This is a genomic window from Pseudomonas glycinae, assembly GCF_001594225.2.
Classification (GTDB): domain Bacteria; phylum Pseudomonadota; class Gammaproteobacteria; order Pseudomonadales; family Pseudomonadaceae; genus Aquipseudomonas; species Aquipseudomonas glycinae.
In genome coordinates, this window is sequence record NZ_CP014205.2 from 6251757 (window position 1) to 6266755 (window position 14999).

Below are 14999 nucleotides of genomic sequence, written 5' to 3' on the forward strand. Positions count from 1 at the left end.
CTCCAGACCACTCGGGCGCCTTAAGCGCCCGAGTGGTGTTTGCGGTTACAGGGCAGGATTCAGGACATGGCTACTGATTCAACGATCTCGCCGAGCATTTCTTCAGCCTCGGACAGGAAAGTTTCATCCCGCGGGATCTGGAAGTGCCCGCAATCGAGCCATTCGCCGCCCATGCCCGGCTGTTCGAGTTGCGTCGCCAGTTCAGCCGCCTCCTCTTCGCGACCGAGCGTCCACCAGCAGACCGGCTGCACCGCCAGCGGCGGACAGCGGTCGAGTTGCAGCGACAGCTGTTTAAGCCGGCGCGCCACGCTGAACACATGGGCCAGTTCATCGGCCCCCAGCGCGACGTAGGTCGAAGCCCCACCTCCGACGCCCATCGCTGCGTTGAACACTGCACGCAGGTGCTGTGCCGTTTCCTCGCCGTCGATGGTCACGTTTGTGGCATCCGGCAGCGTGACCCGCAGAAAATCGCGCAGGTCGGCTCGCCAGTCATCCACAGCGCCGGCATTGATCGCCGCCGAGGCCACGAAGCTGTCCACCAGGCCGACGAACTGCACGGGCTGCCCTTCCCGCTCAAGCTGCGCCGCCATCAGCATCGCCAGCGTACCGCCGAGCGACCAACCCAACAGGTGATACGGCCCCTGCGGTTGTTTCTCGCGGATCTGCGCCACGTAATCACTCGCCATGCTTTCCAGCGACGTGTCGCTGAAGGCCGGATCGAGCAACATCCGCGACTGGATCGCCAGCACCTGGCGCTGACCGCTCAGACGACGGGCCAATGGCTCGTAATCGAACACCGTGCCGAAACCGGCATGGATGCAAAACAACGGTTCCCGCCCCTTGACCTCGGCGTTCATCGCCAACAGTCCGGAGGCTTTCTCGGCCGTGCCCTGAACACTGGCCACCAGTTCGGCGATGCTCGGTTTCTGCATCAGATCGCGCAGTTTCAGGCTCAGGCCCTGGGACTTGAGCACACGACTGCGAGCGACCACCTGCAGGCTGAGGATCGAGTCGCCGCCCAGTTCAAAGAAGTTGTCGGTCAGGCCGACGCGTTCGATCTTCAGCACCTCCTGCCAGATCTTCGCCAGAGATTTTTCCAGCTCGGTACGCGGCGCCACGTAATCCTGACGCTGTCCGGCGTCCGGATCCGGCAGGGCCTTGCGATCGAGTTTGCCGTTCGGCGTCAGCGGCATGCGCTCAAGCAACATCAAGTGCGCAGGCACCATGTAGTCCGGCAGGCCGGCCTTGAGCTGTTCGCGCAAGCGTTCGCACAGACCGTCCACCGACGTATCGGCACCGGCCAGCACATAGCCGAGCAGCTGTTTGCCGCTGACGCCATCCCGAGCGACCACGGCTGCATCGCGCACACCCGGTTGCTGCTTGAGGCGTGCTTCGACCTCACCCAGTTCGATACGGAAACCGCGGATCTTCACCTGATGGTCGATTCGGCCGAGGTAGTCGACCGTGCCATCGGCGCGCTGGCGTACCAGGTCGCCAGTGCGATACAGACGGCTGCCATCGGTGCTGAACGGGTTGGCCACGAAGCGCTCGGCGGTGCCGCCGGCGCGCCCCAGATAACCACGGGCCAGCGCGCCACCGAGGTACAACTCGCCGGCAATCCCGACCGGCAGACGGTTGAGATCGCTGTCGAGCACGTAACCACAGCGCTCACCGACCACACTGCCGATCGGCGCGTAGGCAGCGCCGCAGACATCCTCGGCGCCGGCCTTCCAGATCAGCGGCGTGACCACGGTTTCGGTCGGGCCGTAGCCGTTGATGATGTACTGCGGTTTCAGCGCACGCTTGGCCAGCTCGAAACTCGCCACCGGCACCGCATCGCCGCCGAAGCAGTAGATCCGCACCGGCGGTGGGTTGCCGTGTTGCTCGGCGTGTTCGGCCAGTTGCTGCAGGTACACCGGCGGGAACGCCGCCACGGTCACGCCGTGTTGATGCATGGCGTTGCAGGTCTGCTCGGCGGTCCACAGACTGTCGTCACGGATCAGCAGGCGTGCGCCATGGGTCAGGGTGGTCAGCCAGCGTTCATGGGCGCCGTCGAACGCGAACGACATGAAGTGCAATTCGCAATCGGCTTCGCTCATTTCATAACGCTGACCGATCGCCTCGCAGTGCATCGCCAGCGGCCCGTGAGCCACACCGACGCCTTTGGGCAACCCGGTGGAACCGGAGGTGTAGATCACGTACGCGAGGTTGCCCGGTTCGACCGAAACCTGCGGCGCAGTATCCGGCCAGGCGCTGAGGTCCAGTTGATCCAGTTCCAGCACATGCAGGTTGTCCTGGGCTGGCATCACCTGACGCAGGCTCGAATCGCTGAGCAGCAACGCAATCCCGGAATCACGCATCAGATAACTCAAACGCTCGCGAGGATAGGTCGCGTCCAGCGGCACATAGGCACCGCCAGCCTTGAGCACCGCCAGCAGCGCGACGATCATGTTTTCGCTGCGCGGCAGCGCCACGCCGACCCGCACTTCCGGGCCGACACCTTCGGCGATCAGTGCATGGGCCAGACGATTGGCCCGTGCCTCGATCTGGCCGTAGCTGAATGCCTGATCGTTGAAGACCACGGCAGTCTGCTCGCTGCGCTGCACGGCCCACTGACCGATGCGCTGATGCACCGCCAGCGCTGGGGGCTGTCCGGCAACCATCGTCGAATCCGCGACCTGCGCAGTCGGCAGGCCGATGCGGCCCAGCGGTTGCGATGCGTCTTGCGTAAGCGCAACCAGCAGCCCTTCCATATTGCTGCGGATGCCTTCGACGGTCGCCCGGTCGAAGTGCTCGCGCAGGAACATGTACTCGATCACCAGCCCTTCTTCGAGCGTAACCATCAGGTCCATCGGGAAGTTGGTCAGGCCGGCGCTGGCGCTCTCGCCGAACTTGAGCGAGTCGTCGCGCCACTGCCGCAGCGCCTGATCGATCGGGTGGTTTTCGAACACGATGATGCTGTCGAACAGCGACTGTCCGGTACGCCCGGCCCAACGCTGAACATCGGACAGCGGCGTGTATTCGCGCTCGCGCATTTCCAGGTTGAAGTCCTGCAAGTCGCGCAGCCAGTGGCCGACCGCCTGTTCGGCCGGTACATCCTTGATCACCGGCAAAGTATTGATGAACAGACCGAGGATCGACTCCGACGCCGGCAGACTCGCCGGACGCCCCGCCACCGTGGCACCGAACGCCACGCAGCGCTGGCCGCTGTAACGGCTCAGCAGCATCAGCCACGCGCCCTGCACCAGCGTGTTGAGGGTGATCTGCTGGGACTGGGCGAAGGCTTTGAGCTGTTCGGTGCGGGTTTCGCCCAGACGGCTGTACAGCGCTTCGTGACCGCGACCTTCGCCGATGCGGGCAACCGCGTCAGCGAGATAAGTCGGCTCGTCGAGCAGGCTCAGGTGTTCACGCCAGAAACCTTCACTGGCGTTGGCATCCTGCTGTTGCAGCCAGTTGATGTAGCGACGGTACGGCACCGCTTCGGCGAGCGGCTGGCCGGAATACTGGCTCAGCACTTCGCCGATCAACTGCGAACTGCTCCAGCCGTCGATCAGGATGTGGTGATAGGTCCAGATCAGTTGATAGCTGCCCTCGCCCACCTGCACCAGGGTCAGGCGTTGCAGCGGCGGACGGTCGAGGTCGAAACCCTTGGCCCGTTCGCTGGCGGCCAGCGCCTGCAAGGCTTCTTCGGAATGATCCTGATCGCGCCAGTCGAGCACGCTCACCGGCAGTTGCGGATCGGCGAGCACGAATTGCAGCGGCTCGGCCATGTCCTGCCAGAGGAAACCGGTGCGCAGAATGTCGTGACGACGGCTCACCGCTTCCCACGCCGCCTGGAAGCGCGACGGCTCCAGGCCCTGCACCGGAATACTCACCTGGTTGATGTAGAGGTCGGCTTCCGGCGAGTTCAAACCGAGGAACAGCATGCCCTGCTGCATCGGCGACAAGCGGTACAACCCGTCCAGTTGCCCCTCGGGCAATGGCAGCCCGGCAATCTGCGCCTCGCTCAGACCGTGCAACGGCATGTCGACCAAAACGGCCACCGGTGCCTGAGTGCCTTCGCTCGCCTGGGCACGCACGGCCAGTTGCTGGATGGTCGGCTGCTGGAACAGGTCTTTCGGGCTCAGTTCGATGCCTTGTTGACGGGCGCGGCTGACCACCTGAATCGAGACGATCGAATCGCCGCCCAACGCGAAGAAACTGTCGGTGGTGCTGATCCGCTCAAGGCCCAGCACGTCTTTCCAGATCTCCACCAGCGTCTGCTCGACGGCATTGGCCGGTTCGACGTGTTGCTGCGCAGCCGAGAACGCCAGCGCCGGCAGACGCTTGCGGTCGAGCTTGCCGTTGGGGCTCAGCGGCATCTGCGCCAGCCACATCCGGTGCGCCGGCACCATGTAATCCGGCAGGCTCGCGCCCAGCCAGCTCGACAGGCTGTCGTGCAGTGCGTTGCGCGCGGCATCGCTGGCGTCGACAGTCGCCGGATCGCTCGGCACCAGATACGCCACCAGTTGCTGACTGCCCAGTACGTCACGGGCAACCACCACCGCTTCCCGCACGGCAGGGTGTTCCATCAACCGTGCTTCGATTTCGCCCAGCTCGATCCGCAGACCGCGCAGTTTGACCTGATGGTCGATGCGCCCGACGTACTCGATCACGCCGTCGGCGCGATAGCGCGCCAGGTCACCGGTGCGGTACATCCGCTCGCCGGCCGCGAACGGATTGGCGACAAAGCGCTCGGCGCTCAGCCCTGGACGACGGTGATAACCACGGGCCAGACCGATTCCGCCGAGATACAACTCACCGGCTACACCCACCGGCAGCGGATTGAGACCACTGTCGAGAATGAAGGTCGACAGGTTGGCAATCGGCTGACCGATCGGCACGCCATCGCGACCTTCGTCGCGGCAGGTCCAGTGGGTCACGTCGATCGCGGCTTCGGTCGGGCCGTACAGGTTGAACAGACCGGCCTGCGGCAGTTTGGCGAAGACCTGCACCTGCGCATCCACCGGCAGCGCTTCACCACTGCAGACGATGCGCTTCAGACCGGTGCAGCTCGACACGTTGGCATCCTGCAGGAAGGCCTGCAGCATCGACGGCACGAAGTGCAACGTGGTGACGCGCTCGGCATTGATCAGCGCGATCAGTTTCGCCGGATCGCGGTGGTCGCCCGGTGCCGCGACGACCAGTCGGGCGCCGGTCATCAGCGGCCAGAAGAACTCCCACACCGACACGTCGAAGCTGAACGGGGTTTTCTGCAGCACCGTGTCGCTGGCGTCCAGACCATAGGCCTGCTGCATCCACATCAGGCGGTTGGTCAGGGCGCGATGAGCGTTGCCCGCGCCTTTCGGCATGCCGGTGGAACCGGAGGTGTAGATCACGTACGCCAGGTTGCTGGCGTCGTATTCGACCTGCGGATTGTGTGTCGGCCACTCGGCGAAGTCCGCACCGGACGGTTCCAGGCACAGGGTCTGTACGCCGTCGGGAATCGGCAGGCTGGCCAGCAGGTGCGGCTGGGTCAGCAACTGGTCGATGCCGCTGTCGGCGATCATGTAGCTCAGGCGATCACGCGGGTATTCCGGATCCAGCGGCACGTAGGCGCCACCGGCCTTGAGGATCGCCAGCAGGCCGATGACCATTTCCAGGCTGCGTTCGACCGCAATCCCCACCAGCACATCCGGGCTGACCCCACGGGCGATCAAGCCATGGGCCAACTGGTTGGCGCGGGTATTGAGTTGCGCGTAGCTCAGGGTCTGGCCGGCGAACACCAGAGCCGGCGCGTCCGGCGTGCGCAGGGCCTGGGTTTCGATCAGCGTGTGCACGCCCTGCTCCAGCGGATAGTCGATGCCGGTGGCGTTCCACTGCTCGACCATCAAGCGACGGTCGACGCTGTCGAGCAAGTCCAGCGCGCCGAGCATGGCATCGCCCGACTGCACCATTTGCTGCAACAGGTTTTGCAGCTGCGCGCTCAATTGCACGATCACCGAATCGGTGAACTGCCCGCGCTGGTAGCTGTAGTGCAGCGACAGTTCATCGCTGACGTTCACCGCCAGGGTCAGCGGGTAGTTGGTCTGCTCGTGGTTATTGACCTCGCCAAAGCGCAGTTCCTGCGGCGCGCCCTCTTCCAGGGCCTGGGACACGGGATAGTTCTCGAACACCAGAATGTTGTCGAACAGCGCTTCACCGCTCTGCCCGGCCCAGCGCTGGATGTCGAACAGCGGCGTGTGTTCGTGTTCGCGCAGGCCGATGTTCTGCACCTGCACGCTCTGCAACCACTGGCCGACGCTGTATTCCGAACGCGGGCTGGCGATCACCGGCAAGGTGTTGATGAACAGGCCGATCTGCTGCTCGACGCCTTTGAGCTCGGTCGGACGACCGGCCACGGTGGCACCGAAGGCTACACTTTCCTGACCGGTCAGGCGCTGCAACAGCAGCAACCAAGCGGCCTGAATCAAGGTATTGAGCGTGACTTTCTGCTGACGGGCAAACTCGCCCAGGCGTCGGGTCTGTTCGGCGTCGATGAACACGTAGCGCTCGCCATGACCTTCACGCAACTCGTCGCTGCGCTGGGCCTGAATGGCCTGGGCCAGACGGGTCGGCTCTTGCAGGCTGGCCAGTTGCGCGGTCCAGTAATGCTCACTGACCTTGGCGTCCTGGCGTTGCAGCCATTCGATGTAGTCGCGATAACGCCCGGTCAGCGCTGGCAGGGTTTCTCCGGCATAACGCTGGAGGACTTCGCCGAGCAACTGCGAATTGCTCCAGCCGTCCATCAGGATGTGGTGATTGGTGTAGATCAGGTGGCAACGCTGATCGTCCAGACGCACCACGACCATGCGCAGCAGCGGGCCGTGGCTCAGGTCGAAACCCTGTGCCTGTTCGTTGGCTGCCAATCGATCCAGCGCTGCCGGATCGGCGCTGCGGTCACGCCAGTCGAGCACGCTGAACGGCATCTCCAGCTGCTTGTGCACCACTTGCACCGGACGCGCCACCTGGCCTTGCCAGACGAAACTGGTGCGCAGGATGTCGTGGTTATCCACCGCCGCCTGCCAGGCTTGCTGGAAGCGCTGCGGGTCGAGGCCTTCGACATCCAGGCGAACCTGGTTGATGTAGTCGCCGCTCGCCTGCTCGTACAGACTGTGGAACAGCATGCCCTGCTGCATCGCCGACAGCGGATAGATGTCGGCAAGCTGCGGCGCCGGCAGCGGCAAGCTGTCGAGTTGTGCCTGGGTCAGACCCGCCAACGGGAAGTCCGACGGGGTCAGGCCCTCCACGCCCGGGGTCAGGCAGTGAGCGATCAGCGCGGCCAGTTCATCGGCGTAGTCGCGGGCCAGCGCCTCAATGGTGGCGCTGTCGAAACGCTCTTCGCTGAAGGTCCAGCCGACGCTCAACTCACCGCCATACACCTGACCGTTGAGGGTCAGCCAGTTGCCCAGCGGCGCGTCCGGGCTTTGTTCCAGACCAGCGTTGTCCGGGGCCGGCGCGAACAGTGCGCCATCATCGGCCTCGAAGCTGCCGTCGAACTGGCCGAGGTAGTTGAAGGTAATGCGCGGGGTCGGCAACGCCTTCAGACTGCTTTGCGCGCCGGCATCACCGAGGTGACGCAACGCGCCGAAACCGATGCCCTTGTTCGGGATCGAGCGCAGTTGTTCCTTGATCCGCTTGATCGAATCGCCCGCGCCTTCGGCCGGGGTCAGACGCACCGGGAACAGGCTGGTGAACCAGCCCACGGTACGGGTCAGATCGACGTCGTTGAACAGCTCTTCGCGACCGTGACCTTCCAGTTGAATCAGGGTCGACGGCTGCCCGCTCCAGCGCCCGATCACTCGGGCCAGCGCGGTCAGCAGCAGGTCGTTGACCTGGGTGCGATAGGCCGCCGGGGCTTCTTGCAACAACTGCCGGGTCAGTTCCGCGCTGAGGCGAGTCTGTACGGTCTGCGCCAGACGGTTCTGCTGGCCGGCGTCGACACGCTTGCACGGCAAGTCGGTGCTGACGTCGCTCAGGCAGGCCTGCCAGTACGCCAGTTCTTCCTGCAATGCCGGGCTGTTGGCGTAGCGCTGCAAGTGTTCGCTCCAGTCCTTGAAGGCGCTGGTCTTGGCCGGCAGGCTCAGGGCCTGACCGTTGATGGCTTGCTGATACGCGGTTTGCAGGTCCTCCAGCAGAATCCGCCACGACACGCCGTCCACCGCCAGGTGATGGATCACCAGCAACAGGCGTTGGCTGCCATCGGCCAGATTCGCCAGCACCGCCCGCAGCAGCGGGCCGTTCTGCAGGTCGAGGCTGCGCTGGGCGCGGTTGCCCAACGCTTCAAGATCGGCGATGTCGGCAATGGCTTCCTGCCAGAGCAGATCTTGCGGCAAGGCTTCGACCGCCAGGTGTTCGGCCTGCCAGACACTGCCTTGCTGGCTGAAGCTCAGGCGCAAGGCATCGTGATGGATGACCAGCGCGCGCAACGCTTGCTCGATCTTTTCGGCCGCCAGCGGCTGACGTGGCTTGAGCAGCACCGACTGGTTCCAGTGGTGACGCTCGGGGATTTCGTCCTCGAAGAACTGCTGCTGGATCGGCAGCAGCAACGCCGGGCCGGTGACCGGTTGCTGATCGATGGTCGACTCGCTGTCGCCGAGCTGCGCGACCAGCGCCAGACGCTGCACGGTCTGGTGCTGGAACAGGTCTTTGGGGTTCAGACGGATGCCGGCCTGACGGGCGCGGCTGACCACTTGAATCGAGATGATCGAATCGCCGCCCAGCTCGAAGAAGTTGTCGTTCAGACCCACTTGCGGCAGCTTCAGCACGTCCTGCCAGATCTCGGCCAGACGCTGCTCCAACTCGCTTTGCGGTGCCTGATAAGCCTGCTGCGCCTGACTCGCATCCGGGGACGGCAAGGCACTGCGGTTGAGTTTGCCATTGGCGGTCAACGGCAATTGTTCGAGCAACAACAGGTGCGCCGGGATCATGTGATCCGGCAGGTTTTCCTTGAGCGCGGCCCGCACGCTGTCACGCCACTGGCCCTGTTCGGCAGCGTCGGCGTCGAGCAATGCAGCCTCGCTCGGCACCAGGTACGCCACCAGTTGCTGACCACTGAGGCCCGGCTGCGCCAGCACCACGGCCTGACGCACGGCGGACTGTTCGAGCAACTGCGCTTCGATCTCGCCGAGTTCGATGCGGAAGCCGCGAATCTTCACCTGATGGTCGATCCGGCCGATGTATTCGATCACGCCGTCGGCGCGATAGCGCGCCAGGTCACCGGTGCGGTACAGACGCCCGCCATCGGCGGCAAACGGATCGGGAATGAAGCGCAGCGTGGTCAGGTCCGGACGGTTCAGATACCCCCGGGCCAGACCGGCACGGCCGACGTACAGCTCGCCGATGCAACCCTTGGCCACCGGGTTCAGGTCGCCGTCGAGCAAGTACCAGGACAGGTCCGGGATCGGCTCGCCGATCGGGCTGCTGGCGTCGCGTTGCAGGTCCGCCAGCGAGATCGGCCGATACGTCACGTGAACCGTGGTTTCGGTGATGCCGTACATGTTGATCAGTTGCGGGGCCTGATCGCCGAAGTGCTCGAACCATGGGCGCAGGCTCTTGACCTCCAGCGCCTCGCCGCCGAACACCACATAACGCAGGGACGGTTGCGCCGCCGCGTGTTCCGGGGCGCACGCCACTTGCATCAGTTGCTTGAACGCCGACGGCGTCTGGTTGAGGACGGTGATCCCTTCACGGCACAGCAAAGCGTAGAAATCGTCCGGCGAACGGCTGGTCTCGTAAGGCACGACCACCAGTTTGCCGCCGTACAGCAGCGCACCGAAGATTTCCCAGACCGAGAAGTCGAACGCGTAGGAATGGAACAGGCTCCAGACATCCTGCGGGCCGAAATCGAACCAGGCATCGGTGGCCTTGAACAGGCGCAGCACGTTGTGATGGGCGAGCAAGGTGCCTTTCGGCTGACCGGTAGAACCGGAGGTGTAAATCACGTAAGCCAGGTTGTCCGGGCTCATGGAGACCTGCGGGTTGCTGTCGCTGTAGCCTTCGAGGCCGTCGCGTTCCTGATCGAGCATCACGCTGCGCACCGAGTCCGGCACCGGCAGACGGCCGAGCAGATGACTCTGGGTCAACAGCAGAGCGATGCCGCTGTCGCCGATCATGTAGGCCAGACGATCTTCCGGATACGTCGGATCAAGCGGCACATAGGCACCGCCGGCCTTGAGAATCGCCAGCAGCCCGACGAGCATTTCCAGGCTGCGCTCCACCGCCAGACCGACGCGTACGTCCGGCCCGACACCGCTGGCAATCAACTTGTGGGCCAACTGGTTGGCGCGGCTGTTGAGCTCGCCGTAGCTCAGGGCCTTTTCGCCGTAAGTCACGGCCACCGCGTGCGGCGCCCGCGCGGCCTGCGCTTCGATCAGTTGATGCAGGCACGCCTGGCTCGGAAAATCGGCCACGGCCGGGTTCCATTGCAACAGCGTGGCCTGACGCTCGGCCGCATCATGCAGCGGCAGCTCGGCGATGCGCTGGGTGCAATCGGCGACGATCCCGTGCAGCAGATTCGTCCAGTGCTGTGCCAGACGTTCCATGGTCACCGCATCGAACAGGTCGGTGGCGTAGGTCAGTTCGGCCCACACGTTGTCCGCCGATTCGAAGGTGTCGAGGGTCAGGTCGAACTGCGCGGTGTGCGACACCCAGCTCAGGCCTTCGATCTCGATCTTCGACAGACGCGTTGCGCCTTCGGCCTGACGGGCCTGACTCTGGTGGTTGTGCAGCACCTGGAACAGCGGACTGTGGCTCAGGCTGCGTTCCGGTTGCAGCGCATCGACCAGTTGCTCGAACGGCAGGTCCTGGTGGGCCTGGGCGCCGAGCACGGTGTTCTTCACTTGCTGCAACAGGCTGCGGAAGCTCTGCTGGCTGTCGAACTCGGCCTTCAGCACTTGCGTGTTGACGAAGAAACCGATCAGGCCTTCGGTCTCGACCCGGTTGCGGTTGGCCACCGGCACGCCGACGCGAATGTCGGCCTGGCCGCTGTAGCGGTGCAGCAGGGTCTGGAACGAGGCCAGCAGCAGCGCGAACAGGGTGACGTTTTCGCGTTGCGCGACCTGCTTGAGGCCGGTGGCCAGTTCGGCGCTCAGCGGGATGTCCTGACGCGCGCCCCGATAGCTTTGCTCCGGCGGACGCGGACGGTCGGTCGGCAGCTCCAGCAACGGCTGGTCGCCATCGCCCAGTTGCGCAGTCCAGTAACTCAGTTGGCGCTCGCGTTCACCGGCATCCATCCACTGGCGCTGCCACACGGCGTAGTCGGCGTACTGCACCGGCAATGCCGGCAGCTGCGCGGTCTTGCCTTCGCTGTGGGCGGCATACAACGCCACCAGCTCGTTGACCATGATGCCCATCGACCAGCCATCGGACACGATGTGGTGCAAGGTGATGATCAGCGCGTGGTCATCGGCCGCCAGACGCAGCAACTTGACCCGCAGCAGCGGGCCTTTCTGCAAGTCGAACAGGTGCAGGGTTTCGGCAGCGACCAAGGCTTGCAGCGCGGAATCGTTCAGCTCGCGATCGATGGTTTCGACGGCGATGTCCAGCGATGCCTGGGCCTGGATCACTTGCAGGGTCTGGCCCTGCTCCTCGACAAAGCAGGTACGCAGGGATTCGTGGCGGGCGATCAGCGCATCGAAGCTGCGCTGCAACGCCGGCAGGTCCAGTTCACCGCGCAGGCGCAGTGCGGCCGGCACGTGGTAAGCGGTGCTGGTCGGCTCCAGTTGCCAGAGGAACCACTGACGTTCCTGAGCGTAGGACAGCGTCAGCGGTTGCAGGCGCGGCAACGCGACAATCGGCGGCTCTTGATGTGCCTGCTCGACCCCAAGGGCGGCGACGAAATCCACCAGCGTGCTGTGTTCGAACAAGGTGCGCAGCGGCACTTGCACGTTGAGCGCCTGACGCACGCGCGAAACGACTTGGGTCACCAGCAGCGAATGGCCGCCGAGCTCGAAGAAGTTGTCGCCCAGCCCCACCTGCTCCAGTTTCAACACGGTTTGCCAGATGTCGGCGACGGTGTGCTGGGTGGCGGTCTGCGGCGCGATGTAGGTCGATTGCAACTGGCTGGCGTCGGGCGCCGGCAAAGCCTTGCGGTCGACTTTGCCGTTGGGGGTCAGCGGCAGTTGCGCAAGGAACAGCAAGTGCGCCGGCACCATGTACTCCGGCAATTCAGCCTTGAGGCTGGCCTTGAGCGCAGCGCGCAACGCGGCTTCGCCATCGGCATCCAGCACCTCGCCGGACGCCGGCACCACGTAGCCCACCAGTTGCGGGCCGGTCGGGCCGTCCTGGGCGACGACCACGGTTTCGCGCACGCTGTCGAGCGCCAGCAGGCGCGCTTCGATTTCGCCCAGCTCGATCCGGAAACCACGGATTTTCACCTGATGGTCAATCCGCCCGATGTATTCGATCACGCCTTCGGCGCGGTAACGGGTCAGGTCACCGGTGCGATACAGACGCTCGCCGGTGCTTGAGAACGGATCCGGCACAAAGCGTTCGGCGGTCAGCGCAGGACGCTGGAAGTAACCCCGCGCCAGGCCATCGCCACCGATCAGCAGCTCGCCCGGCGCGCCGAGCGGATTGAGTTCCAGATCACTGCCGAGAATGTACAGCGCGGTGTTGTCGATCGGCTTGCCGAGGAACGGACGGCTGTTGTCCACGCTCAGCGGATGCAGCGCCGACCAGATCGTGGTTTCGGTCGGGCCATAGAGGTTCCAGACCTTCGGCGAGCGCGCCAGCATGCGTTGTGCCAGTTCCTGGGGCAGCGCTTCACCGCCACACAGGAAAGTGCGGCCGTCGAGAATCCCGGCGTGTTCGTTGTCCAGCAGCATGCGCCAGGTCGAAGGCGTGGCTTGCAGCATGGTCACGCCGTGGCGGTCGATCAGTTCGAGCACCGCTTGCGGATCCTGATGCACGTCCTTGCCGGTCAGCACCACGGCGGCGCCGGCCAGCAGCGGGCCGTAGATTTCCAGGCCGAAAATGTCGAATGAGAAGGTGGTCAGCGACAGCATGCGATCCGCCGCCGCGATGCCCGGTTGCTCGACCATGCTCGCAACGAAGTTGCTCAGGGCTGCGTGGCGCACCATCACGCCTTTAGGCTTGCCGGTGGAGCCGGAGGTGTAAATGGTATAGGCCAGATGCTCGCCGTTCAGCGCCACGTCAGGCGCGGTGACCGGGTACTCCGCCAGCCAGTCCTGCGGCTGATCCAGCAGCACCGTGGCAAGGCCGGCCGGGATCGGCAGCAGCGTCTGCAAGTGCGACTGGGTCAGCAGCAATTCGATGCCGCTGTCCTCGATCATGTAGGCCAGACGATCCTCCGGGTACGCCGGATCCAGCGGCACATAAGCGCCGCCGGCCTTGAGGATCGCCAGCAGGCCGACGATCATTTCGACGCTGCGCTCGACCGCGATGCCGACCAGTCGATCCGGGCCGACGCCCAGCTCGATCAGCTTGTGCGCGAGCTGGTTGGCGCGGGCGTCCAACTGACCGAAGGACAACTGGTCTTGGCCGATGATCAGCGCGGTGGCGTCAGGCGTTTGCCCGGCCTGCAACGCAATGCGTTGCTGCACGCACGGTGCCGGCGCGGCGTGAGTGACCACGCGCTTCCAGTCCTGCAACAGCACTTGATGTTCGGTGGTTTCCAGCAGCGGCAGTTCGCCGACACGCTGATTCGGCGCGGCGACGATGCCGTGCAGCAGGTTCAGCCAGTGGCGCGCCAGACGCTCGATGGTTTCAGGCTTGAACAGGTCGGTGGCGTAAGTCAGTTCCGCCGCCACGCCTTCACTGGATTCGTAGGTGCCGAGGGTCAGGTCGAACTGCGCGGTGCGGCCTTCCCAGACGATATCCTCGACACTCAGTTGCGGCAGCTGCACCTGGCTCTGACGCTGGGTCTGGTCGTTGACCGCCTGGTGGTTGTACATCACCTGGAACACCGGGCTGTGGCTCAGGCTGCGTTCCGGTTGCAGGGCCTCGATCAGTTGCTCGAACGGCAGGTCCTGATGGGCCTGGGCCGCCATCGCCGATTGTTTGACCTGGGCCAGCAATCGATTGAACGGCAGTTGCCCGTGAACGTCCGCGCTCAGCACCTGGGTGTTGACGAAGAAGCCGATCAGCCCCTCGGTTTCCACCCGGTTGCGGTTGGCGGTCGGCACGCCGACGCGGATCTGCGACTGGCCGCTGTAGCGGTGCAGCAAGGCCTGGAACGACGCCAGCAGCACCATGAACAGACTCGCACCTTCGCGCTGGGCCAGTTGTTTGAGGGCATCGCCCAGTGCGGTCGGCAGGTGCAGATCGAGACGCGCACCACGGAAGCTTTGCACCGCCGGGCGCGGGTGATCGATCGGCAATTCCAGCACCGGCTGTTCGCCGCCGAGGGTGTCGATCCAGTATTTGAGCTGCCGCTCACGCTCGCCGGCCTCCAGCCAGTGGCGCTGCCAGATTGCGTAGTCGGCGTATTGCACCTCCAGCGGCGGCAGGCTCAGGGGCTGGCCGCCGGTGTCGGCGGCGTAATGCTTGATCAGCTCGCCGACCAGCACTTGCATCGACCAGCCATCGGAGATGATGTGGTGCTGGATCAGCGCCAGCACGTGATCGTCTTCACCGACCTTGAGCAACGACACCCGCAGCAACGGGCCCTGTTGCAGATTGAACGGGCGCGCGGTTTCATGCTCGACGAAAGCCTTGATCGCAGCGTCGGCGTCCAGACCGGCCGCCAGCGTCTCGACCGTGATGCTCAGCGGCATCTGCGCGTGAACCTGCTGGCAGAAGGTTTCACCCTGTTCGACGAACGTGGTGCGCAGGCTTTCGTGGCGGGCGACCACCGCGTTGAAACTGCGCTCCAGCGCCGCGACATCCAGCCGCCCCTTCAAACGCAGGGCGCTGGGAATGTGGTACGCGGTGCTGTGCGGGTCCATCTGCCACAAGAACAACTGGCGTTCCTGGGCGTAGGACAGCGGGATCGCCTCGAAGCTTGAGCGAGTTTCCGG

Annotated in this window: 1 protein-coding gene (only partly in view); it reads right to left on the reverse strand. The window is 64.6% G+C overall.

All coding sequences use genetic code 11. The features are described 5' to 3' along the window. Positions 1-59: 59 nt before the first annotated feature. Positions 60-14999, reverse strand: the 3' portion of a protein-coding gene (locus tag AWU82_RS28610; RefSeq protein ID WP_064378800.1) for a non-ribosomal peptide synthetase. The gene runs 120 nt beyond the window's last position; the window shows 14940 of its 15060 coding nt (coding positions 121-15060); the start codon falls outside the window, past its right edge; it ends in the stop codon at positions 60-62.